A 23,734-nucleotide genomic window follows, 5' to 3' on the forward strand; every position below is an offset into this window, starting at 1 on the left:
CCGCGATGCGGGCCAGCCCTCGCCTAGACCGGGTCGCCTGGCGCCATCGTCCGGACTTCGCTCTCGCCCGCCAGGCGGTAGGCGCAGCGGTCCCGCCCCTCGCGCTTGGCCTGGTAGAGAAGGCCGTCCACGGCCTCCATCGCGACCTGCGGAAGATCCCCCGGCGCCGGCTTCAGTTCCAGCGCACCGACGCTCAGGGAAACGTAACGGCCCGCGCTCGAATACGCATGCGGAATCGCCAGCGCCGACACCGACAGCAGCAGGCGCTGGATCTGCGCCCCCGCTTCGCCTGCCGGCAACAGCAACACGAACTCCTCGCCGCCGTAGCGCGCGACGAAATCGTCGCCGCGCGAGAAGGCCGAAGCCAGCGCCGCCGCGACGCGACGCAGGCAATCATCGCCGGGTCCATGACCGTAATTGTCGTTGTACTGCTTGAAATGATCGACATCGGCCAGCAGCAGCATCAGGCCGCCGCCGGCGCGCTGCGCCGCGCGCCAGCGCTGGTCGAGTTCGGCTTCGAATCGACGGCGGTTGGCGATGCCGGTCAGGCCATCGAGCGCGGCATGTTCCTCCAGCAGGTCGCGCTGGCGCTTGAGTTCGATGTGCGTGCGCACGCGAGCGCGCACGATCGCCGGACTGACCGGCTTGACGACGTAATCGACGGCACCCAGCGCGAATCCCCGCTCTTCCTCCGCGCTCTCGTCCATCGACGTGACGAAGATCACCGGCACATGGCGCGTACGCGCCTCCGATTTGAGCCAGCGCAATACTTCGAATCCGTCCATGTCCGGCATCACCACGTCCAGCAGGATGACGTCGACCGGCTGCTCCATCGCCAGTTCCAGCGCGCGCACGCCGCCGGTGGCGAAGCGGATGTCGTAGTCGCTGCCGAGGGCTTCCGCCAACACCTGGATATTGGCCAGCTCGTCGTCGACGATCAGCACGCGCCCGCCGGGCGCCTTGCCGTTGGAATTCGGATTCGTGTTCATCGTATCGGCTCCCCGGTTGCCAGGATGTCACGCAATGAATGCAGCTCGGCTGATGCGGCAGGATAGTCGAGCCGGTCGATGAAGCGTCCGATCGTCTCCAGTCTTTCGGCGTAGCCGGCGCCGGCTAGGCTCGCCCGCAATGTTTCGAACGCCTGCCGCGCGCCCAGGCTATTGCTCGACAGGGCGCGGGCCAGCTGCGCGACCGCCTCGTCCGGGTCGACCGCCGCCGCCGTCGAATCGGCGCGTGCCTGCGCCTGCGGCAATTCCGCCGCGCCGAGTTGCGCCAGCGCCGTCGCCAGTTCGCCGAGCTCGGCCCGGGCGTCTTCCCGCCGCCGCAATGCCGCCTCCACGCGCGCCGCCGCCTCGGCGATGCCCTGCGCCGCCAGGGTCGCGGCCGCGCCCTTGAGCGTATGCGCCAGATCCAGCGCCGCCTGCGTCTGGCCGGTATCGATCATTTCGCGCAGGCGCGTCGCCGCCGACGCATGGCGCTGCCGGAATCCGTCGAGCAATTGCCACAACAGCCCCGCCTTGCCGTTGACGCGCGCCAGCGCCGTCGCGACATCGACACCCGGCACTGCGTCGATCGCCGCGGCCAGGTGGCCGACCGCATCGCCGTCCGGCGGCAACGTTGCCGGTTCGGCCTCCGCGTGATGCGGCAGCCAGCGCGCCAGCACGCGCATCAGTTCGCTCTCTTCGACGGGTTTGGAAAGATAGTCGTCCATGCCGACGTCGAGGAAGCGTTGGCGGTCGCCGACCATGGCATGCGCGGTCAACGCGACCACCGGGATGTCGCGCAGTTCCGCATCGCGCTTGAGTCGCCGCGTGGTCTCGACGCCATCGAGTCCGGGCATCTGGATATCCATCAGCACCACGCGGAAGCGACGCTGGCCGAGGATGCGCAAGGCATCGAGACCGCCCTCGGCGCAAACCACGTCCACGCCCATGCCGGCCAGGAGTTCCTGGGCGACCATGCGATTGACCTCGTTGTCCTCCACCAACAGGACTTCGCTGCCGGGTTCGAATCGCAGGCGCTGCGCGAGCACGCTCCCCGCCGTCGCCATTCGGCTGCCGCGCTCGCGCCCGAGCGCGTCCATCGCGCCATCGAACAGCGCCGAGGGGCTGACCGGCTTGTGCAGGAAGACGTCGATGCCAGCGGCCTCGGCTTCGCGCATCAGGCCTTCACCGCCGTAGGCGGTCACCATCACGATACCGGGCACCTCGATACCATCGCGATGCAGTTGTCGCACGGCCTCGATGCCGTCCATGCCCGGCAACTTCCAGTCGATCACCAGCAGATCGAAACCTTGCGGATCCTGCGCCAGCCGCGCCAACGCGGACTCAGCCGTCTCGGCCAGCGAAACGTCGAAGCGCAGGGATTCGAGCATGCTGCCGAACACTTCGCGCGTGGACGGATTATCGTCCACGACCAGGGCGCGCAGTCCGTCCGCCGGCCGACGTTCGGTCGATGGCATGGCCTGCGCTGCGGCGAGCCCGAAACGCGCGGTGAACCAGAAACGGCTGCCGCGACCGGGCTCGCTGTCGCCATCGATTTCGCCATCCATCAATTCGACCAGGCGTTTGCAGATCGCCAGCCCCAGCCCCACGCCGCCGTGCTTGCGCGTATTCGATTCGTCGACCTGGGTGAAGGGATCGAACAGGCGCGGCAGGGTCTGCGGATCGATGCCGATGCCGGTGTCGCGCACTTCGAATCGCAGCCGCGCCGAATCGCCCGCCATCTCGACCAGGCCTACTTCGACGACGATCTCGCCGCGCTCGGTGAACTTCAGCGCGTTCGTCACCAGGTTGACCAGCAACTGCTGCAATCGCGTCGGGTCGCCCTTCAGCGCGCGCGGCACGTCGGGCTCGATCGAGAACAACACCTCCAGCTTCTTCTCTCGCGCACGCTCGCCGATCACCGCCGTCAGGTCGGTGAACAGGTCGTTCAACTGGAACGGGACCTGCTCGATGCGCAGCTTCCCCGCCTCGATGCGGGAAAGATCGAGCACGTCGTTGATCAGGCCTAGCAGCAAGCGGGCGGAAGCGCGCAGCTGCGCCAACAGGCCGCGCTGGCGCAGGTCCAGCGGCGTGCGTTCGAGCAGCGTCGCCATGCCGACGACGGCGTTCATCGGCGTGCGGATCTCGTGGCTCATGTTGGCCAGGAACTGGCTCTTGGCCAGGTTCGCGGCATCGGCCTGGTCTTTCGCCTCCTGCAGTTCGCGCCGGAACATCGCTTCGCGACCGGCGAGATCGCGCTCGGCCTGCTGGCGCCGTTCGCGCTGGCGTTCGAGCAAGCCCAGCAGGGTGACGAGCATGCCGCCCAGCGCGGCCAGCAGCACGGCGACGAACAGGCCCAGCATCGTCAGCTGCCGCCTAACGTCCTCGCCAAAGCCGCGGAAGAAATCGCCGCTGACGTCGAAGCGCGCCTTGCCGATCGGCTCGCCGGTGTCCCGGTGATAGAGCTCGGTTTCGACGCGAAACGCATCCGGCGATTTCGGCGGCAGGACGCGGTCGAGACTGCCGGGCCGCGAATCGATCGCGCCGTAGTCGGGCTCGAGGCCGATGCCGGTGAAGAAGGGCGTGTCCTGTCCCGCATCGTGCAGCAACAACAGTCGGTCCATCGTGTCGTCGAGCCGGCGTTCGCGTTCGGCCGGCGACGCCTGCGACAAGGCGACCGCCAGCAATACGGATTGGGACTGCGCCAGCACCTGCGCCTGTTGCCTGCCCTGCGCCTGCAGGCGGGGCTGCAGCCAGTGCGACCAGTACAGCGCGAGCGCGCCCTCCAGGATCAGCGCCAGCAGCAGGAAGGACAGCGCGACGAGCAGCGGGGCACGACGCATCACCGCGCCTCCCGGACGGGAAACTTTCGCGCGGACGCACCGCCGCGTCGCACCGGACGCGGGCAGGAATCGGAGCGGCGAAGGTCTGTCCTCATCGTCGGCATCTTGCCCGAGTGGATGGCATCGGCGAAGCGGGCGGCGCCCGGGCTGGCGCGCCGACCGCCCTTGGTCATAATGCGCGGCAATCGTGGAGGAACCGAGGAGTTCCCAAGCCAGCCATGGTCCAGACCGCAACCCCGCCGGCGGAACGCCCGCGCACCATCCTGGTGGTCGAGGACGAACCGAGCTTGGCCGCGCTGCTGCGCGAGACGCTCGGCGACGCCGGCTTCCGCGTCGCCCTGCTCGACGACGGCTCCGAGGTCGCCGATTGGGTTCGTGCGCACGGTCCCGATGCGGTGCTGCTCGACCTCGGCCTGCCGGGCAAGGACGGACTGGCCGTCTGCCACGAGATCCGCGCCTTCTCCACCGTACCGCTGATCATGGTGACCGGCCGGATCGAGGAAATGGACCGGCTGCGCGGATTGGAAATCGGCGCCGACGACTACATCTGCAAACCTTTCGTGCCGAAAGAAGTGGCGGCGCGCGTGCGCGCGCTGCTGCGCCGCTCCATCGAGTGGCGCGACGCGCAACCGGGCTCGCCCCTGAGCCTGGACGAAGCCGGCATGGCGGCGCGCTGGAACGGCGTGCGCCTGGACCTGACGCCGGTCGAATTCCGGTTGTTGCGCGCGCTCGGCCAGCGACCGGGCCGAGTGTTCTCGCGCGCGCAGTTGCTCGATGCGATCTACAGCGACGACCACGTCGTCAACGACCGCACCGTGGACAGCCACATCAAGAACCTGCGCCGCAAGATCGCCGAAGCCTGCCCCGGCGCCGACCCGCTGACCTCGATCTACGGGGTCGGCTACAAGTTCGTGCTGCCGGACTGAGCGGCTCCATCGCCGCTCCACAATTGCCCCCTAGCTTGAAGGCGTGGGCGCGGAACCCCGCGCCGAAACCTAGGGGAGTCTCCAATGAGCGCGATCTTCTTCCTGATCCTCGGCCTGGCCGTCGCCTTCGGCGCCTGGGTGTTTTCCCGCCGCCTCGTCGCCGATGAAGCGCAGGGCCTGGGATACGACTCGGACACCACGCAGGAATTGCCGGTAGTCACCGCCCCGCTCGCCCGCCCCGTGCGCGTCGCCGATCCGGTCGCCGCCGCCGGCAAAGGCCTGGGGCAGTTGTGGCAACTGCAATCGAATGGCACGAACTGCTCGCTGTCGCGCCAGTTCGGCCCGCGGCGCCTGCCGACGTCGGAGACTGTGCCGTTGGCGCAACCGCACTGCCGCCGCATCGATTGCCAGTGCTACTACCAGCCGGTTCCGGAACAGCGCAAGCGCGCGCGCCGGGACGGAGAAGATCGCCGTGAACTGTTCCGCGTCACGGGCACGAAGCCGGAACGGCGTCTGCGGCACGAACGCCGCCGTAGCGGCATGGCCTGGGAAGATTCGCGCTTCGTCTGAACCTGATCGCGGTGCTACCAGGGCAGTTCGCTGCCGTTGGCGTGCCAGAAGCTGCCCGTCTGCGCGAGACCGAGCCCCTCCAGCCGTTCGAGCAGCATGCCGGCGGATTGCAGCGGCGACAGATCGCCCTTGCCGCCGACCATGTCGGTGGCGACGTAGCCGGGGTGGAACAGGAAGATGGCGATGCCGCGCGGTTGCAGGTCCACCGCCAGCGACTTGCCGATGGCATTCACCGCCGCCTTCGACGCGCGGTAACCGTAATAGCCGCCGGAACCGTTGTCGGCCACCGAGCCCATGCGGCTGGTCAGGATGCCGACCTTGGAACCCTCCCCGAGGTTGCCGAGCAAGGCCTGGGCGACGCGCAGCGGCCCGAGCGAATTGATTTCGAACTGGCGCCGCATGTCGTCGAATGCGCTTTCGTCGATGCCGCCGAGCGCTTCGCGCGTCATCACGCCGGCGTTCAACAACAAGCGGTCGATGCGCTTGCCCGCCAGGCTGCGCGCAAGCGAGGCCAAGGCCTGCGCGTCGGTGACGTCGACGCCGGGCACGACATGCGCACCGCTGCGGTCGAGTTCCTCGTTGCTCTGGCGGCAAACGGCGATCACCTCGTCGCCGCGTTCCAGGCTTCGTTGCGCGAGCGCGAGGCCGATGCCGCGATTGGCGCCGGCGATGAGGGTCGTGGCCATGGGCAATCTCCGTGTCGTCCGATCCGATTATCGCGCAAAACCCGTCGCGCTCATGCCAGCCGTTCGGGATGCGAATAGACCGTCATCTGGCTGCCGCGCACGAAACAGGCCAGCGTGATGCCGCAACGCTGCGCCGTCTCGATCGCCAGCGTGCTCGGCGCCGAGATCGTCGCGACCACGGCGATGCCGGCCGTGGCGGCCTTGTGCAGCAACTCGTGCGAGGCGCGCGAGCTCAGCACCAGAAAACCTTCGCCCAACGATTGTCGCGCGCGCGCACCGACCAACTTGTCCAGCGCGTTATGTCGGCCGACGTCCTCGCGCACCAGCAGGCCCTCGGCATGCGCGAAGCCGGCGGCATGCACGCCGCCGCTCTGCCGGTTCAGGTCCTGATGCGCCGCCAGCGCATCGACCGCCCGCAGGATTTCGTCCACCGACACCGCCCGGCGAGCGTCGACCCGCGGCGCCGGCCGCATCGCGGCTTGCAACGACTCGCTGCCGCACAGGCCGCAGCCGCTCTGCGCAACCATCGCGCGTCGTCGTTCGGCCAGCCGGTCGAAGTTGGCCTGCGGCACCAGCATCTCCAGCACCAGGCCGGCGTCGGTACGCATGGCTTCGACGAAACGCCATTGCGCCGGCGAATCAACGATGCCCTCGCTCAACGAGAAGCCCAACGCGAAATCCTCGAGGTCGGCCGGCGTCGCCATCATCACCGCATGCGCGACGCCGTTGTAGGACAGCGCGACAGGCCGCTCCTCGATCACGACATCGTTGAACCGATGCCGCTGCCCGCCGTCGATGCGCAAGGCCGAGCGCGAGGAGACGGCCGATGCCCGATCAGGCGTGGTCATCGCCCACTCACGAGGCCAGCGTGCCGGCGGCGCTCGGCGCCAGCCGCACCGGGATGGATTTCGAGGCGGGCGTACCGGCGCGTTCGGCGACATTATCCAAAGGCACCAGCGGATTCGTCTCGGGGAAATAGCTGGCCAGGCATCCTCTCGGGATGTCGTATTCGACCAGCATGAAACCGTGCACGGTGCGCTCCGCGCCGTCGCGCCAGACCGAGGTGATGTCGACCAGCTGGCCGGCCTTCCAACCACGTTCGCGCAGGTCGTCCGGATGGATGAAGCAGACGCGGCGGAAGCCGTGCACGCCGCGATAGCGATCATCGAGCCCATAGATCGTCGTGTTGTACTGGTCGTGCGAACGCACGGTCATCAGCTCGAACAAACCCGGCGCCGCGAACAGGACTTCATCGGCCAGCGCATGCGCGCAGAACAGAGCTTTGCCCGTGCGCGTCGGGAATACGCGTTCGCGCCCAGGGTGATGCAGATGAAAACCGCCGGGCACACGAACCCGCGCGTTGAAGTCCTCGAACCCGGGAATGACCCTCGCGATGCGCTCGCGGATGCGATCGTAGTGCGCGATCAATTCGAGCCAGGGCGTCGGGCTGTCCGGCATCGTCGCTTTCGCGAGCCGCGCGACGATAGCTGGCTCCGACAGGAGATGCTCCGATGCCGGCGCCTTCATGCCCGACGACAGATGCACCATGCTCATCGAATCCTCGACGGACACCGCCTGCCGTCCTTCGGCCTGCTGGTCTATTTCGCTGCGCCCAAGGCAGGGCAGGATCAAGGCGTCGCGCCCGTGTACCAGATGCGAGCGATTGAGCTTGGTGGACACGTGCACGGTCAGTTCGCAGCGGCGCAAGGCCTCGGCCGTGCGCTGCGTGTCCGGGGTCGCGGCGGCGAAATTGCCGCCCATCGCGAACAACAGCTTCGCGCGACCAGCCAGCATCGCCTGGATGCCGGAGACGACGTCGTGCCCGTGCTCGCGCGGCGGATCGAAGCCGAACTCGGCGCCTAGGCGGTCGAGGAATTCGTCCGTGGGCTTTTCGTAGATGCCCATCGTGCGGTCGCCCTGCACGTTCGAATGCCCGCGCACCGGACAAGGCCCGGCGCCAGGCCGGCCGATATTGCCCTTCAGCAGCAATACGTTCATCAGCATCTGGATAGTGGCGACGCTGCGCCGATGCTGGGTGATGCCCATGCCCCAGCAGAAGATCGTCGCGCGGCTGGCGTCGTAAACGGTCGCGGCCTGTTCGATCTGCGCCTGTGTCAGGCCCGACTGTTCGACGATGCGTCCCCAGGGCTCGGCTTCGAGCGCAGCGGCGAATGCATCGAAATCCAGCGTATGCATCTCGATGAAATCGCGATCCAGCCTTCCGTTCGCCAGCAGGCACTTGCACAGGCCGGTCAGCGCCGCGAGATCGCCGCCGATACGCAACTGGTAATAATGCGTGGCGATCGGCGTGCTGCCGCCCGTCAGCATCTCGGCCGGGCTCTGCGGGAAGGCGAAACGCTCGAGCCCTCGCTCGCGCAACGGATTGAACACGGCGATCTTGCAGCCGCGTTTCGAAGCCGCGCGCAGCTCGCCGAGCATGCGTGGATGATTGGTGCCCGGGTTCTGCCCGAAGATGAAGATCGCCTCGGCCTGCTCGAAATCCTCCAGCAGCACGGCGCCCTTGCCGCTGCCGATCTGCTCGCCTAGCGCGACGCCGGAAGCCTCGTGGCACAGGTTGGAGCAATCCGGCAAATTATTGGTGCCGAATTCACGCACGAACAACTGGTACAGGAAAGCCGCTTCGTTCGAGGTACGGCCTGAGGTGTAGAACAGAGCCTCGTCGGGATGCGCGAGGCCACGCAAGTGCGTGGCGATCGACGCGAACGCCTCGTCCCAGGCAATCGGCAGATAGCGATCGCTGGCGGCGTCGTAACGCAGCGGTTCGGTCAACCGGCCCTGCGCTTCGAGCCAGAGATCGTCCCGCGCCGTGAGTTCCGTCACCGTATGCGCAGCGAAGAATTCCGCGCCCATGCGTTTCGATGTCGCCTCGGCGGCGACCGCCTTGACGCCGTTCTCGCAGAACTCGAAGGTGGAGTTCGGATTGCGGTCCGGCCAGGCGCAACCGGGGCAGTCGAAGCCGTCGTTCTGATTGGTGCGAAGCAGGGCCTTGGCGCCACGCGTCACGATGCCCTCGTCGCGCAACGCCTGCCAGGAACGCTTCAGCGAATCCCAGCCGCCGGCGGGCTTGTCGTAGGGTTTGATCGATCGATCGGACATCGGGCCACGCGGGGGTTCGGGGCTGCAGATTGCATCATCCACCCACCCAAGACAAAGAAATACCCGGGGACCGTCACGCGGACCATGACTAATGGGCTAGCGGCCGGGTTCCGCGCGGGGGCTACCATCGCCGTTTCCCTGAACCGACCGCCTGCCATGTCCAAGACGAAGCTCGCCCGTTCGACCCCGTTGCTCGCCGCCCTGCTGTTGGCCCTGGCCCTGCCCCTGTCGGCGCAGGAAGCCGCGCCGCGTGCCGAAAATGCTTTCCTGAGCCAGGAAGCGGCCGCCGCACGTTCCGCCCGCGTTTCGAATGTCGCCTATGCGCTGGACTTCACGCTGACCGGCGAACCGACTTTCAAGGCGACATCGAAGATCGATTTCGACCTGAGCGACACGCTGTCGCCGCTGACGGTGGACCTGGACAAGGCGACCATCCTGCGCCTGACCGTCAACGGCCGTGAGATCCGTCCGCAATACAACCAGTGGTTCATCACCATTTCGGGCAGCGACCTGAAGAAGGGTCGCAACACGGTCAGCGTCGAATTCAGCCGCCAGCACAGCACGAACGGCGAAGGCCTGCATCGTTACGTGGACAAGAGCGACGGCCGCGTCTACCTGTACTCGCATTTCGAACCGGCCGCCGCACACCAGATGTTCGCGTCCTTCGACCAGCCCGACCTGAAAGCGACCTACCAGCTCACCGCCACCGCGCCGAAGGACTGGCAGGTCATCTCGACCACGCGCGAAACGAAGATCGACGAGCTCGGCGCGACCCGCCGCTGGACCTTCCCGGCTACGCCGAAGCTGAGCCCCTACAACTTCTCGATGCACGCCGGCCCGTACAAGGTCTGGGAAGACAACAGCGGCAAGTACCCGATGCGACTGTTCGCGCGGCAGTCGCTGGCCTCGCAGGTGTATCCGCAGGATTGGTTCCGCTACACCAAGCAGGGCCTGACCTATTTCGACGACTACTTCGGCATCCCGTATCCGTTTAAGAAGTACGACCAGATCCTAGTGCCGCAATTCATCTATGGTGCGATGGAAAATGCCGGTGCGGTGACGTTCACCGAAACGCGCTTCACTTCCACCACGCCGCCGACGACCGTGCAGCGCCAGCGCCTGGCCTCGGTGATCCTGCACGAGATGGCGCACCAGTGGTTCGGCGACCTGGTGACGATGCGCTGGTGGAACGGCCTGTGGCTGAACGAGAGTTTCGCGTCCTACATGGCCACGCTGGGCACGACGAAGTCCGATGAGTTCGACCAGCCCTGGCTGTCGCAGTACCAGAGCAAGCAGGGCGCCTACCGCACCGACGACAGCATCGCGACGCATCCGATCGAAGTGCCGGTCGCGACCACGCAGAACGCCTTCGACAACATCGATGCGATCACCTACACCAAGGGCGCTTCGACCCTGCACCAGTTGCGCCAGATGATCGGCCCGGAAACCTTCCGCCAGGGCGTGCACGACTATCTGGTCAAGTATTCCTACCAGAACGCGACGCTGGACGACTTCATCGGTTCGCTGTCGAAAGCTTCCGGCAAGGATCTGCAGCCGTGGGCGAAACAATGGCTGTACGAGCCGGGCCTGAACGCCATCAGTGCCGATTTCGCCTGCGAAGGCGGCAAGATCTCGCGCTTCGCACTGAAGCAGTCCGCCACCGTTTCCGCCTACCCCACGCTGCGCGAGCAACTGGTGCAGGTGGCGGTGTTCGGGCTCGACGGCGGCAAGCTGGTGCTGTCCGAGAAGCTGCCGGTGACCTATTCGGGCGCCAGCACCGAAGTTCCCGCCCTGGTCGGCAAGGCCTGCCCCGCCCTCGTCTATCCGAACTACGAAGATTGGGGCTTCACGAAGGTCGTGCTCGATCCGGTCTCGTTCGCCACGGCGCGCACGCAACTGTCCGGCATCGAAGACACCATGCTGCGCTCGATGCTGTGGCAGAGCCTGAACGATGGCCTGCGCGATCGTCGCCTCGGCCTCGAGGACTACATCGAAACCGTGCTGGCCAATGCACCGAAGGAACGCGATTACACCCTGCTGCGCCAGGCGATGACGGCTATCGGCATCGGCAAGGCTTATCTGGGCACCTTCGCCAGCGGCAGCGATACGCAACGACGGCTACAGGCACGCATCGAGGAAACGCTGTGGAACGGCCTGCAGGCCGATCGCGCCAATCGCGATCGCGCCAAGACCTGGCTGAGCAACTACATCGAACTGGCCACGAGCGATGCCGCCCTGCAGCGCCTGCGCGGCATGCTGGACGGCAAGGTCGACGCCGGCATCGAGATCGACCAGGAAACGCGCTGGTCGATCATCGAACAGCTCAATCGCTACGACACCGCTGGCAGCCTCGAGCTGATCGCGAAGGAGCTGGCCAAGGACGGCAGCGAAAACGGCCAACTGTCCGCGCTGGCCGCGACGGTGATCCGTCCGGATGCGAAAGCCAAGGCCGAGACCCTGGCCAAGGTGCAGGCGCTGGACAATAGCGAGCCCTATTCGCGCCTGCGCGTGATGATGGGCAGCCTGTACCCGGCCGGCCAGAACGCCCTGGCCGAGGCCAGCGCGCAGCAGCGTCTGGACACGCTCGCGGCCATCGACGCCAAGGCCGATCCGGTGTTCATGCGCACCTATGCCGGCCAGATGATCCCGGCGGCCTGCACATCGGAAAGCGTCGCCCGGCTGGAACGCGCCATCGCCAACGCCGGCCCGCTCTCGGCCGGCACGAAGCGCTCACTGCTGATTTCGCACGAAGAAGACGTGCGCTGCGTGGCCATGCGCAAGTTCTACGACGAGGGCAAGAGCAAGCGCTGAAGCTCTTCACCTCTGACGAACCGAAAGGCGGGCTTCGGCCCGCCTTTCTCTTTCCGGCTGCAACCTTTTCATGTGTTTCCGCATCCGAACCTGCGTATGGAAGGCCGGGCGGGGTCGATGGACGGATACATCACGATGCGCGCACCTGCGCATTACCAGCGCGTGGATCTCTCCGATCCCTGCGAGGCCGAATATTGGTATGTCGTGCTGGATGCCACCCAGGCGCAGCTCGAAATCGCCATTGCCCAGGTCGGTCGCGACGCCGAAGACGTCCGCATCTGGCTGCAGTCATCGCGGGCCGCCTGAACAATACGTCGCAACGACGCTGAGCCTGGTCCTCAATCCCGTTCATCCTGAAAGCATTCGCTGAACGAAGCTCACGTGCCGATCATCTGACTGAACGGCCGCAATTCAGTTGCAAAAATTTAGGTTTCCGTTAAGGAAGCCCTGACTAAGGTTTGAGTCGCGTAACGAGGCGAGGGGGCGGACCCGGTTACGTTTCGCTTGCAGTCTATCCGGAGGAAAGACAATGACGTATGTCAGCACAAGCATCGACCGCCGCGCCCAGTACTACGCCCGTATTTCCCATCTGATCGCGTCGGACCCGCTGGGTTTCTACTCGCGCGCCGAAAAGGGACGTCAGTACCTCGCCAGTCGTCATGCCGCAGAACCGGCCGTCATGGCAGCCAACGTGGTTTCGTTCACCGACGCTCGGCGCAAGGACGCCCCGGTCGTCCAGGCGGTCCTGTTGCCGTACCGCATGAGCGTCGCCAGCCTGTCGCTCTGAAGCAGGAAACGGCGACAGCGGAAGAGCCGGCCTCGTGCCGGCTTTTTCTTTGTCCGGCAACGGAATTCATCTCGCCTTCGCCTGGCCAACGGCGGATGAACGTTCACGGAGCAGCAGGCCTGCGGGCCTGAAAGGTAAGGAAGCGTTAATCGCGCAACGTCATCATCGGTCCTGCGAAAGGATTTCGCTCACTCCCAAGAGGACTTGTCATGAAGAAGACTGTGATCGCCTTTACCTCCGCCCTGCTCCTGGCCGGCGCCGCCGGCAGCGCCTCGGCGCAGAACCGACACGGCAACGACCCGTACTGGTCGGATGTGGATCGCGACGGCATCGCCGACCGCTACGACCGTTACGACAATCGCTATGGCCGCAACGACGCCCGCTACCTGCGCGATCGCGACTGCGACGGCCTGCCGGATCGTTATGACCGCAACGATCGCAAGAACCGTCGCGACCGCGACTGCGACGGCGTACCGAACCGCTTCGATCGCATCGACAATCGCACCTACCAGGCGCGCACGCGCTACGACGGCCCGCGCTACATCGCACCGCGCGGCTACCACGACTACCGCTATCGCGTGGGCGCGCGCCTGCCGAACGGCTATTGGGGCAATACCTACTACATCGACTATCGTCCCTACGGCCTGGCCCCGCCCCCGTACGGCTACCAGTGGAACCGCGTCGGCAACAACGTCTACCTGGTGTCCACCCGCGATGGCCTGATCGCTGAAGTGATCTACAACCTGTTCCGCTGAGCCACAGGGCCGATGCAAATGGAAAGGCCGGCGCGAGCCGGCCTTTCCTCATGCAGCATCGGCATCACGCACGACTACCAGTGTTTCGGCAGTTCCTTGGTGATCACCAGGCGCCGCTCGTGCGCTTTTTCGAGGAAACCGCCGCGCAGCAGATCGCCGAGGATGCGATTGATCATCTCGCGGCTGGCGCCGACCCGATCGGCGATTTCCTGCTGCGTCAGCGTCGGCGGAATGACGCGAATCCCGTCCTCCTCCTCCGACAACTGGTTCAGCAGCAGCACCGTGCGCTCGTACACTCCGTCCAGCGCCAGGCTGCGGATCTGCTGGGTGGCGTGGCGCAGGCGCTCGATGAGCTTGAGCACCAGGCATTCGGCGAACTCCGGGTACTGCTCCATGAACGAGCGCAGCTTGTCCTCGCCGACGACCACGCACAGGGCATCGCTGATCGCCTTCACCGAGGCCGAACGCGGTTCCCCGTCCAGGAACATCTCGCCGAAGAACTCGCCGGCCCGCATGATGTTGTAGATCAGTTCGCGCCCGCTCTCGTCCCGCGTATAGACCTTCAGCTCGCCGCTGACCAGGATGTATAGCGAGCCTGACATCTCGCCTTCGGTGATGACTTGCTTGCCGCGCGAAAAACGGCGTATGTCGCCGCGATCGGCAAGGCTCATCAACAGCTTCTGCGACAGTAGGCGCGACTTTTCGTCCTGCATGGCGGCTCGAGCAAGGCAGCGTGACTGGACAATCCCCCGAAACAATCTAACAAATCCGGCGAGGCGACAAACCTGCCATGCATCACAAACTCGCAGCTGATCGGGTGTGAACTATTTACGTTGTTTTCGGCCCGCCAGAGTGCTCCCATGCTTGGTTGCATGGGTGCCCCGCGCAAGCGGGCTGGTGGGAGGGAACCGCGCCGATCGCTGTGCCGACGCAAGGAAGCGTCGGCCCGGCGATGGCGGGATGCGGGAAGGCGCCGAGGCGCGGCGGCCCCGGCTATTCTTGCGACATGAACGCCGCAAGCAGCCCCTCCCCCGCCTACGCCCTGGCCATCTTCGATTTCGACGGCACGCTCGCCGACTCGTTCCCGTTCTTCCTGCGACTGCACAACGAGCTGGCGCGCAAGCACGGCTTTCGCGAAGTCGCGCCGCAAGACGTACCCGCCCTGCGCGCCATGTCCACCCGCGAGCTGATGGCACGTTCCGGGCTGCCGGCCTGGCGCCTGCCGGTCGTGGCCCGCGATTTCACCCGACGCATGCAAGAGGCCGACGAGGTCCGCCTGTTCGACGGAGCGGGCGAAGCCCTGCACGCACTGGCCTCCGCCGGATTGCGCCTCGCCCTGGTGACGTCGAATTCCCGCCCGAACATCGACCGCGTGCTCGGCCCCGAACTATGCGCCTTGTTCGGTCATATCGATTGCGGCGCGTCGATCTTCGGCAAGCGCAGTCGCTTGCTACGCGCGGCCCGCGTCCTTGGCACGAAGCCTGAAGCCTGCATCTATGTCGGCGACGCCACGGCCGACGCCGAAGCGGCCCGTGAAGCGGGCATGGACTTCGGCGCCGTCGATTGGGGCTATACGACGCCCGAAGCGCTGGCGCTCATGCGGCCGGCGCGGCGCTTCGGCCAGGTCCGGGAACTGCTGTCGCTGGCCGGGTGATCGCGTCCGAAAACGGCGAGCAGCAAAGACCGGCGCATAGCATTCTGATAGCCGGTGAATCGCACCGCTGCCCTTCCCTCTTCCGGCCATGAACGTCGCCCTTTCCGCCCACGCTTCCCTGCTGTCCGGCGCCGACGCCGACATCGCCTTGCTGCATGCTCTGGACGACGAATACCAGTCGGCAGTGAAGAACAACGATGCCGAGACGATGGATCGCATCCTCACCGACAATTTCACCCTGGTCACGGGACGCGGCGCGATCATCGACAAACAGGAACTGTTGCGCGAAGCCTGGGACGAGAAATATCGCTACGAACGCCAGGAAAGCAGCGAGCGCACGGTGCGCCTGCTCAATGCCGACACCGCCGTCGTCAGCGCCCTGCTCTGGGTGAAGGCCGAGGACCGCGAGGGCGGCATCCTCGAGTACAAGGTGCTTTTCAGCGACGTGTATATCCGCACGGCGACCGGCTGGCGTTACGCGTTCGCCCAGTCGTCGACGAGGAAAGAGGACGCTGGTTGATGGTTGACGTTTGATGGCGACCTAGCCAAGAACCTCTCGTTGCTGACCACTCGTTCCTCGCTTCTTACCACCAACCACGAACCACCAACCTTCCTCAAGGTTTGCTGTACAGATCGATGATCTGCTCGATCGCATCGCTGCAGACCTGGCAGAACTCGCCGCTGCGATCGAACATCAGGCATTGCAATTGCGGCCGGTAGTAACCCGTGGCCTCGTAATTGGCGCCCTCGAACGCGCCGACCGCCGTGCGCACCGGCGAGCGGTCGAACAAGGCCATCTCCAGGCCCATCTCTTCCTTGAACAGCGCCGTCATCTCGGACTCGGGGCGCTTGTCGGCGCGCAGCTTCGCGCGGCGCGCCTGGATGTCGCGCTCGAAAGTCTCGAACTCCGCCTTCGGCCACGGCGTCGGTAGCGCGACGCCCGGCGTCGCCCGCGACTTCCATTTCAATGCGGCCGGATCGTGCAGGGCCGTCACGTTCGGCTCCCACGGCTCCACTTTCTGACCGCTCGCGGGCGCATAGACCGAGGGCGAAGTGTAGTACTCGTCGGCCAGGCCGGCGAAGTGGTGGCCGAATTCGTGCACGAACAGGTAGTCGATCCAATCATTGTCGGCTGCCGCGGTGCTGAACTGGCCGAAGATGCCGCCACCGCCATAGGTCTGTCCGTTGAACAGGATCTCGACAAATTCGTAAGGCGCGTATTGCGCCAGGTCGCGGAAACGGCGGTTGTCCAGCGTCAAGGCGTAACGCTCGCTGCCGAAGATGTCGTAGCGCAGTCCGACGGCGCCGGCGCGATGGATGCCGGTCGAAGGCCGGCTGACGCCCGATTCCGGCACCGGAACGGTCAGGGCCCAGACGTTGAAGTCCTTCGCACGCTCCTTGAACGGCGAGACGGTGAACAGATGCGCGGCCATACGTCGCGCCTGTGCTTCGAACTTCGGCAGCTCGTCCTTCGCGTAGCCCTCGCCCAGGATCAGCAGATCCACCTTGGTCGCCGGATCGCCGCTGTAGTGAACGCGGATCGGTTCGGCCGGCGCCGGCCAGTTCCCGCGTTCGACGTCGAGCGCATTCGGATCGATCGTCGCCGACCACTGCTGCACGAAGGCGTTGTTGGCATCGCGCCCGAAAACGCGCAGCTCCACCGGCGCCGACGGCTTCGGGAAACGCAGCGATTCCTGGAAGCTGCGTGCCAGCGTCTTGGCCTCGTCGGTCGTGCGCCATTCGCCGAACACGGTGCTATAGCCGCGCGAATACAGCCGCTTTCCGGTCGCAGCATCGACCACGTCGAAACGATTGATGCCGCGGTTGCTGTCGTCAACGGGCCTGGCCGGGTTGCCGGGCCAGGGCAAGGGTTCGACCAGCACGCGCTCCAGCGCCCAGGCTTCGCGGTCGCTGGTGCCGCTATGCTGGAGATCGACGCGCAAAGTGGCAGGCGCGGCGGCCGTGGATGCGGCCAGCAACAGGGTGGCGATCAGCGGCATGGGCCTGCTCCCGGTAAAGTCGGCAGACCAATCCGCCGACGCTGGCCGATGTTGCCACAGGCTTGCGTACATCCGGGAGCCGGACCCGAGCTTGGGTCGCGGTCCCCTTTGGAGGCAGCATGAACACCCCCCGCCGCTATGACGACATCCTCGCCACCGTCGGCCGCACACCGGTGGTCCGCCTGAACCGGCTGTCGCCCGAAGGCAGGAATGTCTTCGTCAAGATCGAAGCCTTCAATCCGATGGGCTCGGTCAAGGATCGACTCGCGCTCGGCATCATCGAAGATGCCGAACGACGCGGCACGCTGAAACCCGGACAGACCGTGATCGAAGCGACCAGCGGCAATACCGGCATCGGCCTGGCGATGGTCTGCGCAGCGAAGGGCTATCCGCTCGTCGTCGTGATGGCGGAGAACTTCAGCGTCGAACGCCGACGCCTGATGCGGTTCCTCGGCGCGAGGGTGATCCTGACGCCCGCCGCCCTGCGCGGCACAGGCATGGTGTCGAAAGCCGAAGAACTGGCCGCCGAACACGGTTGGTTCCTGTGCCGGCAGTTCGACAACGAAGCGAATGCCGACATGCATTCGCGCACGACGGCGCCGGAAATCCTCGAGGCGTTCGCCGGCGAATCGCTCGATGCCTTCGTCACCGGCGCCGGCACCGGCGGCACATTGAAAGGCGTCGCGCGCGTGCTGAAAGCGCAGAGCGCGCAGACTCAGGTCATCGTTTGCGAGCCGGACAACTCGCCGGTGTTGGGTAGCGGCGTCGGGCAGAAGCGTGGCGCCGATGGGCGTCCCAGCGAAAGCCATCCGTTGGCGCGACCGCATGTCATGCAAGGCTGGTCGCCGGATTTCATTCCGAAACTGACCGAAGACGCCTTGCAGCACGTGGATCGCGTGCTCGGCATCAATGGCGCCGACGCGATGCGACTGGCGCGGGAACTGGCGCAGTGCGAGGGCATCTTTTGCGGCATCTCAGGCGGCGCCACCGTCGCCGGCGCCGTGCAGTTGGCCAAGGAACTTCCTGCAGGCGCAAACGTGCTGGCGATGCTGCCCGACACCGGCGAGCGTTACTTGAGCACGCCGCTGTTCGACGGCATCGGCGCCGACATGGATGAAGCGGAATGGAATATTTCGCGCTCGACGCCGGGTGCGCGTTTCGATGCGCCGCCGCCGGCGCCTGCATCGGCCACTGCGCCCTCGCCCTCGCCCAAACCCGCAGCCGCACCGGCCTGGCCGACGCCCTCGCCGGAGATCGAGGATTTCGTCGCCCGCGTGGTCAAGGACCCCGAGCAACCGGTCGTCCTGTTCGCGCTGGAGTGGTGCGAGTTCTGCTGGGCGCTGCGCAAGCTGTTCGCCGCGAGCGGGATTGCCTACCGCGCGGTCGACCTCGATTCGACGACGTATCAGCGCGAGGATCGCGGCGGCCAGATCCGCGCCGTGCTGCGCGGCATGACCGGCAGCATCACCATTCCGCAGGTCTTCGTCGACGGCGAATACATCGGCGGCTGCAGCGAGACGATGGAGGCATTCGCGGCCGGGCGCCTGCGCAAGTACCAGACGAAAGCGCTGGACGGCGAGATGGATCCGAAGCGTTTCCTGCCAGGCTGGATCCACGCGCGCTAGGCAGACTCGGCATCGCGTCGCCACACCGTCTGGAGCAGGTGCGCGATGCTACGCGCCTCTAGGGCTTGCTGGCGTCCAGCCAGGCCAGGACGCGCCGCCACGCATTCTTTTCCGCGCGGCGCTTCAGTTCCGGCTTGAATTTCTCGTCGACCGATCCGGCGTCGAGCAGGAGCATGACGGTCGTCTCTTCTTCTGCGGATACGACGGCGGGCCTGCCATCCTCATCCGCTGCGTTGGGGCTCAGGCCTTGCTCCAGCAGCCAGCGCACAAGCTCGGCATCGCCCTTGTCCGCAGCCATGTGCAGCAACGTCTCTCCGGCGGCATTCTTCGAGCGAATATCCGCGCCCAGGCTCGCCAGCCATTGCGCCATGGCCGCGCCATTGTTTTCGTTCGAAACATTCCATTCGCCCAGCAGATAGACCACCGACAGCAGTGGCGCCACCTTCTTGGACGTATCCGGGTAGCGCAGTTGAGGCCTCAAGCCCGGAACGGCATCCCATATGAGCCTGGCCTGCGGCAATAACCTCGACACGATCGCGATCCAGAACGCGCGGTCGAGCTTCGCCTGGTCGGGAACGCCATTCGTCATCAGCGCGCCGCGTGCCAGCATCGGCGCTACCAGGGAACCACGCTGACAAAACAAGGCGTTTTCCAGATGGCTATCCGGACCGTATACGTTGCTCAGGCCATCCGATTCCAGCTCGATATCCGCCGCACCCAGCTGCACAAGTCGCTCAAGAGCGGCCGCAGGCTCATCCAGCGTCCTGTGGTTGCACATGGCCCGAGTCAACAACTGCGCTCCCGCCAGCGAGCGGGGTTTGAATCCTTCGTCCAGCAGCAACTGCAGCGTCTCGTTCGACAGGTCGAACCAGCGTTCGACGCCGACGACGTCGCGGATAGCTTCTTTCAGCCGATCGACGCCGGCGGGCATTCCGAGTACGTGACCTCGCCGATCGACGATCGTGTGGCGCTTGTTCCCGACGGACAGGACGACGTGCGTTTCCAGCTGGTGGAACAGCCCGACGTCGTAGCGCGGCTTCGCGGACCAGAGGTTCTCGCGCTACGCGAGGTCGACGAGCTTCCTCACCTGCTCGCGTGAAATGCGATAGCGGCGGATGCCGGCGACATCGACGGCATGTTCCCCGTTGAATTCCACACTGCCGTCGCCCCGGATATCGATCGAGAACGTGGGTTCTCGCCCGTCACCGTATTCTTCGAGTCGGAAACCGAAATCGACCAACGGCACGCCCGTCCAGTCGGGGCCATCCTCGAGCAATTCCTGTTCGCGAACCTGCTCCTCGATCACGGCCGCCACGGGCACGCCGTTCTCCAGGAACGGCGAATACTGCCAGGTCGCGATGCTGTCCAGGACGGCCGTGCGTTGCGGCGTTTCGTCCATGTAGGACGTGACTCCGTTGTCTCCGGACCAGACGGTGTAGCACGCGACCCTGCCATCCGGCCCCACCAACAGCGTGAGCTTCAACCCCCACAGGCCTTTCTTCATCTTCGTACCGGCAGGGTAACTCAGCAGCGGCAACGAGAACCGACGATGCGCCTCCACATCGACAGGCGCGGGCATGTCTTCGGACAGTTCGCCAGCGGCGCACACTCGGGCGACGGGCGCCGAATCCACCGTCCTCGCCTGCGACGGAATAAGCCAGGCCAGCAACAGAAGCGTCGTCAGGAATCGTATCCGCATGACTCCAGCTTACACGACAGGCTTTACATCGCCCGGAACAGGTGCATGAAGGGCTGGCTGACGGCCAGCAGTTCGTTGCGGCCTTTCAGGTGGATCAGGCCCTTGCCCGTATCGTCGCGGGTGACGTGATCGATCGCGCGCAGGTTCACCACCGTGCCGCGATGGATCTGCTTGAACATGGTCGGGTCGAGCACGTCGAGCAGTTCGCGAATCGACTTGCGCAGCAGGGCTTCGCCATTCGCCGTCATTACCGTCGTGTACTTGTTGTCGGCGCGGAAGTACAGCACGTCCGTCGCCAGGATCAGGCGCGTCGCGCTGCCGGTGCTGGCCGTGATCCAGGTCAGCGGTTCGGTGGGGGCCGGCAGCTTGCGCGGCAGCGCGGCGCTGAGTTTCTCCAGCACGTCGGCCAGCGCAGCCTGTTCGCCCGACGACGGCGACGCCGCCTCCCGCCGCGCTTTCAGGCGCTGCACCGTCTGCGCCAGGCGCGTCGGATCGACCGGCTTCAGCAGGTAGTCCACCGCCCCCTTGTCGAAGGCCTCGATCGCGTACTGGTCGTAGGCGGTCACGAATACCACTTGCGTGCGCGGGCTGGCCGTCACCGCCGCCGCGGCGACTTCGAGACCCGTCAGTCCCGGCATGCGGATGTCGAGAAAAGCGACATCGGGCTGCAGTTCGGCGATGGCTTCCAGCGCCGTGCCGCCGTCGGCGCATTCGGCCACGATTTCGACGTCGGGCCAGGCTTCGGCCAGGCGTTGCACCAGCGCTTCGCGCAGCAGGGATTCGTCTTCGGCAACGATGCAGGTGTTCATGCCAGCCCCGAGGCGCTCGCGTTCGTCGGTACGGTGATCGTCGCGGCGACGCCGTTCGGGAAGTTCGCTACGACCGACAGCGAAGCCTCGCTGCCATAGGCCAGGCGCAGGCGCTCACGCACGTTCTGCAGGCCGATGCCGGTGCCGCTGCTGTTCGACCCGCCGAAGCCCTGACCGTCGTCGGCCACCGTCACCGCGACGCGGCCATCGGTTTCGCGCGCCAGGATCCAGACCGTGCCGCCAGCCGTGCGTGGCTCGAGCCCGTGCTTGATCGCGTTCTCCACCAGGGTCTGCAGCATCATCGTCGGGAACGGCAGCGCCAGCAGGTGCCGCGGCACTTCGATCTGCAGCTGCAGTCGCGGCCCCATGCGGATCTGCAGGATCTCCAGATAGGCGCGCGCGCGCTCGACCTCTTCGCCCAGCGTGGAAGGCGAGGTGTCGGTGCGCGGCAGCGAATGCCGCAGGTAGGTGATCAGGTTGCCGAGCATCTGGTCGGCCAGCGGCGGATCGGTGCGCGTCAGATGCTGGGCGCTGGCCAGCGTGTTGTAGAGGAAGTGCGGTTCGACCTGCGCATGCAGCAGGCTCAGTTTCGCCGCCGTCAGCTCCTTTTCGGTACGCGTCTGCGTGCTGTCGGCCTGCTCGCCGCGCCGGCGTTCGGCCACGCGGCGCGTGATGGCGCGCGCCACCGCCTCGGCGTTCTCCAGATTGGTGCCGTCGTCGACGCGGAACAGGTCGCTCCAGGCGCCGGCTTCGGGTTCGCAGATCAGCAGCACGCTGCCGGTATCGGCATTCGGCGTGACGGTGGCGAGGATCTGGTTGCGCGTGACGCGCAGCCAGCGGTTCGGACTGATGCGCGGCTGCGCGCCGTAGGGATCGATGCGGTCGAGACGCGCGCGCACCTGCAAGCTGTCGCGCGTGGCCTGCACCTGCGAAACGCCGGGCAATTCGCCGATGGCCGCGGCCAGCAGGTCGAACGCCTGGCCGGCCTCGAACGGAATTTCTATCTGTCGCCGCTGACGGTTCGACAGCGTCCGACTGTTCACCTCGCCAGCGATCAGGCGCACGCGGCGCACGTGCGAAAACCCCGCGATCACCACGATGATCACGACGAGGAACAGCACGAAGGCCATAAAACCGGCCGGATCGGAATTGGTGGCGATCGCGACGATCGCGATGGGCATGAAGACGGCCAGGCCCCAGGCCAGCACCAGGCGGAGGATGAAGAAGAAGCTGCGGATCATGGGAGGGAACCTTAACCTTTCAGGCAGTCGGGGGCGATGGGCTTGCGCCCATGCGCCAGGCAATAGCGGAAGTCGCGCGGCAGCTGCGGCATGTCGGCGGTCGAATCCGCCGGCAGCGTCAGCTCCTTGAGCACCCGGGTCCGGCAGGCGGCTCCGGGGCAGTCGGTCACGAAGACGACGATCTGGCAGGCGCCGCTGCTGCTGGCCACGCATTCGAAGCGGGCGCGGTCGCGCCAGGTGCGGACCCAGCTCTTTTCGACGCGGGCGCCATCCTCCATCGATCGGGCGGTCGTGGTGCTGGGCTCCATCTCGCAACCGGCCGCGAACGCGGCGATCAGGATCGCGACCGGAACCAGGCTGAGGTGTTTCATGGCGTCGTCCCAAGGTGGAAGCGACGCTCACGCTAGGCCCGCGGCCCGGGCCAGGCCAGCGGTTTGCGACGAAACGGGGGAAAGGCGCGACGGAACCGGATCAGCGGGCCGGCAAGATTGCTAATGTCGCCGTCACGGCAACGGCGCTTCCGCGTCGACTGCCAAGTATTCCGCCGTCATGAAGTTGGCGATCGATTGCTCGACGGTATCGTCGTATTCGATTTCCGGATGCTCGCGTCGCCCCTGTTCAAACTCGGCGACGCGCTGCGCATACAGAGCCGTGCGCTTGTACGCCGCGAACTTTCCTTGCTTGAATTCCTCGAACTGCCGCTGGTCGATTTCCATCTGTTTATCGACCTGGCCACGGGTCACCCAGATCACCAGATACCTGTGATCCTTGCCGTCATAGTTGATGACGCCATCCACTTCGTCCGCCATGGTCACCAGGGTGCCGGTGAACCAGTCGGCGAAAACACGATTCGATCCTTGGAAGAGCTGCGGAAGGACATCGCGGTCGACAAACGTCGGCAGCTCGATTTCTTCGTTCGGATCGCCGGGGGCGAAGCTGCCATCTGGCCCGAGATCGATCGATCCGCCCTTCACTTTCGTGATCGGCCCCGGCGCCTGCACCGTCAGCTTCGTCAGCCAAAGCCGTCCGTCGGCGATCCGCCAATAGCCTCGATACCCCCGCCAATTGTTTGTCGAGGTGATGCCGTAGTCGGGAATCGCGTCCGGATGCGACCGAATCCAGGGATCGAGCGGAAACATCAGCAGGTCGAAGGTCTTTCCGTCGACTACAAGCTGCTCCGCGTGCTGGAATGTCGCCCAACCGGGCATGGCGACCAGCAGCATCGCCA

Annotated in this window: 22 protein-coding genes and 1 pseudogene; 10 read left to right on the forward strand and 13 right to left on the reverse strand. The window is 65.9% G+C overall.

Annotation, left to right across the window (positions count from 1 at the left end; all coding sequences use genetic code 11):
* Positions 1-23: 23 nt before the first annotated feature.
* Together QM707_RS09335 and QM707_RS09340 are read right to left on the reverse strand one after the other, a co-directional pair.
* Positions 24-989, reverse strand: coding sequence for a diguanylate cyclase domain-containing protein (locus tag QM707_RS09335; protein ID WP_415001576.1), 966 nt, complete (start codon positions 987-989; stop codon positions 24-26).
* The gene (locus tag QM707_RS09340) at positions 986-3,826 is read right to left on the reverse strand and encodes a response regulator (RefSeq protein WP_415001577.1); all 2,841 of its coding nucleotides are present in this window, start codon (positions 3,824-3,826) and stop codon (positions 986-988) included. The genes QM707_RS09335 and QM707_RS09340 overlap by 4 nt, the downstream gene beginning before the upstream one ends.
* 218 nt (positions 3,827-4,044) lie before the next feature.
* Between QM707_RS09340 and QM707_RS09345 the strand changes: the two genes are divergently transcribed.
* Together QM707_RS09345 and QM707_RS09350 are read left to right on the forward strand one after the other, a co-directional pair.
* Positions 4,045-4,752, forward strand: a complete 708-nt coding sequence (locus QM707_RS09345; RefSeq protein WP_415001578.1) for a response regulator — start codon at positions 4,045-4,047, stop codon at positions 4,750-4,752.
* Between the two features lie 84 nt (positions 4,753-4,836).
* The gene (locus QM707_RS09350) at positions 4,837-5,322 is read left to right on the forward strand and encodes a hypothetical protein (RefSeq protein WP_415001579.1); all 486 of its coding nucleotides are present in this window, start codon (positions 4,837-4,839) and stop codon (positions 5,320-5,322) included.
* A gap of 14 nt (positions 5,323-5,336) precedes the next feature.
* On the opposite strand, the gene QM707_RS09355 is transcribed toward QM707_RS09350, so the two are convergent.
* The 3 genes from QM707_RS09355 to QM707_RS09365 are packed head-to-tail and all read right to left on the reverse strand — an operon-like array spanning position 5,337 to position 9,125.
* Positions 5,337-6,008 (reverse strand): SDR family oxidoreductase, encoded by a 672-nt coding sequence (locus QM707_RS09355; protein ID WP_415001580.1) that lies wholly within the window; start codon positions 6,006-6,008, stop codon positions 5,337-5,339.
* 50 nt (positions 6,009-6,058) lie between these two features.
* Complete coding sequence (fdhD, locus tag QM707_RS09360) at positions 6,059-6,856, reverse strand: formate dehydrogenase accessory sulfurtransferase FdhD (protein WP_415001581.1); 798 nt, start codon at positions 6,854-6,856, stop codon at positions 6,059-6,061.
* Between the two features lie 7 nt (positions 6,857-6,863).
* Positions 6,864-9,125 carry an FdhF/YdeP family oxidoreductase gene (locus QM707_RS09365; RefSeq protein ID WP_415001582.1) on the reverse strand — a complete coding sequence of 754 codons (2,262 nt, stop codon included), beginning with the start codon at positions 9,123-9,125 and terminating at the stop codon, positions 6,864-6,866.
* Between the two features lie 156 nt (positions 9,126-9,281).
* Here QM707_RS09365 and pepN point away from each other — a divergent pair, with 156 nt between their 5' ends.
* The 4 genes from pepN (at position 9,282) to QM707_RS09385 (ending at position 13,478) form a co-directional block, all read left to right on the forward strand.
* Complete coding sequence (gene pepN / locus QM707_RS09370) at positions 9,282-11,936, forward strand: aminopeptidase N (protein WP_415001583.1); 2,655 nt, start codon at positions 9,282-9,284, stop codon at positions 11,934-11,936.
* A 135-nt stretch (positions 11,937-12,071) separates the two neighbouring features.
* Positions 12,072-12,242 carry a DUF3606 domain-containing protein gene (locus QM707_RS09375; protein ID WP_415001584.1) on the forward strand — a complete coding sequence of 57 codons (171 nt, stop codon included), beginning with the start codon at positions 12,072-12,074 and terminating at the stop codon, positions 12,240-12,242.
* Positions 12,243-12,465: 223 nt separating this feature from the next.
* Positions 12,466-12,723, forward strand: coding sequence for a hypothetical protein (locus QM707_RS09380; RefSeq protein ID WP_415001585.1), 258 nt, complete (start codon positions 12,466-12,468; stop codon positions 12,721-12,723).
* Between the two features lie 209 nt (positions 12,724-12,932).
* Entirely contained in the window at positions 12,933-13,478 is a 546-nt protein-coding gene (locus tag QM707_RS09385) for an RcnB family protein (protein WP_415001586.1), read from the forward strand.
* Between the two features lie 74 nt (positions 13,479-13,552).
* Here QM707_RS09385 and QM707_RS09390 read toward each other — a convergent pair whose 3' ends face one another.
* On the reverse strand, positions 13,553-14,191 hold the full coding sequence (locus tag QM707_RS09390; protein WP_415001587.1) for a Crp/Fnr family transcriptional regulator: 639 nt from the start codon (positions 14,189-14,191) through the stop codon (positions 13,553-13,555).
* A 293-nt stretch (positions 14,192-14,484) separates the two neighbouring features.
* On the opposite strand from QM707_RS09390, the gene QM707_RS09395 reads away from it, so the two are divergent.
* Positions 14,485-15,132: an HAD-IA family hydrolase gene (locus QM707_RS09395; RefSeq protein ID WP_415001588.1), complete on the forward strand. Its 648-nt coding sequence runs from the start codon at positions 14,485-14,487 to the stop codon at positions 15,130-15,132.
* Between the two features lie 88 nt (positions 15,133-15,220).
* The gene (locus QM707_RS09400) at positions 15,221-15,652 is read left to right on the forward strand and encodes a nuclear transport factor 2 family protein (protein ID WP_415001589.1); all 432 of its coding nucleotides are present in this window, start codon (positions 15,221-15,223) and stop codon (positions 15,650-15,652) included.
* Between the two features lie 94 nt (positions 15,653-15,746).
* Here the strand turns inward: QM707_RS09400 and QM707_RS09405 are convergent, their stop codons facing one another.
* The gene (locus QM707_RS09405; protein ID WP_415001590.1) at positions 15,747-17,132 is read right to left on the reverse strand and encodes a M64 family metallopeptidase; all 1,386 of its coding nucleotides are present in this window, start codon (positions 17,130-17,132) and stop codon (positions 15,747-15,749) included.
* A 119-nt stretch (positions 17,133-17,251) separates the two neighbouring features.
* Here QM707_RS09405 and cysK point away from each other — a divergent pair.
* Both cysK and QM707_RS09415 read left to right on the forward strand, forming a co-directional pair.
* Positions 17,252-18,259 (forward strand): annotated as a pseudogene (cysK, locus tag QM707_RS09410) (cysteine synthase A); the annotation flags it as partial.
* The gene (locus tag QM707_RS09415) at positions 18,242-18,757 is read left to right on the forward strand and encodes a glutaredoxin domain-containing protein (protein WP_415001833.1); all 516 of its coding nucleotides are present in this window, start codon (positions 18,242-18,244) and stop codon (positions 18,755-18,757) included. The pseudogene cysK and the gene QM707_RS09415, both read left to right, overlap by 18 nt.
* Positions 18,758-18,815: 58 nt before the next feature.
* On the opposite strand, the gene QM707_RS09420 is transcribed toward QM707_RS09415, so the two are convergent.
* The 6 genes from QM707_RS09420 to QM707_RS09445 all read right to left on the reverse strand — a co-directional run bounded on the left by QM707_RS09420 (position 18,816) and on the right by QM707_RS09445 (position 23,729).
* Positions 18,816-19,688 (reverse strand): ankyrin repeat domain-containing protein, encoded by an 873-nt coding sequence (locus QM707_RS09420; protein ID WP_415001591.1) that lies wholly within the window; start codon positions 19,686-19,688, stop codon positions 18,816-18,818.
* A 129-nt stretch (positions 19,689-19,817) separates the two neighbouring features.
* Complete coding sequence (locus QM707_RS09425) at positions 19,818-20,456, reverse strand: DUF6438 domain-containing protein (protein ID WP_415001592.1); 639 nt, start codon at positions 20,454-20,456, stop codon at positions 19,818-19,820.
* 23 nt (positions 20,457-20,479) lie between these two features.
* Positions 20,480-21,265 carry a LytR/AlgR family response regulator transcription factor gene (locus QM707_RS09430; RefSeq protein ID WP_415001593.1) on the reverse strand — a complete coding sequence of 262 codons (786 nt, stop codon included), beginning with the start codon at positions 21,263-21,265 and terminating at the stop codon, positions 20,480-20,482.
* Entirely contained in the window at positions 21,262-22,506 is a 1,245-nt protein-coding gene (locus QM707_RS09435) for a sensor histidine kinase (protein ID WP_415001594.1), read from the reverse strand. Before QM707_RS09435 ends, QM707_RS09430 begins: the two co-directional genes overlap by 4 nt.
* Before the next feature lie 11 nt (positions 22,507-22,517).
* Complete coding sequence (locus QM707_RS09440; RefSeq protein ID WP_415001595.1) at positions 22,518-22,877, reverse strand: hypothetical protein; 360 nt, start codon at positions 22,875-22,877, stop codon at positions 22,518-22,520.
* 132 nt (positions 22,878-23,009) lie between these two features.
* A complete protein-coding gene (locus QM707_RS09445) occupies positions 23,010-23,729 on the reverse strand; it encodes a hypothetical protein (protein WP_415001596.1) in 720 nt (239 codons plus the stop codon).
* Positions 23,730-23,734: the final 5 nt, after the last annotated feature.

This window comes from Arenimonas sp., from assembly GCF_047602345.1.
In the GTDB taxonomy this organism is placed as follows: Bacteria; Pseudomonadota; Gammaproteobacteria; order Xanthomonadales; family Xanthomonadaceae; genus Arenimonas.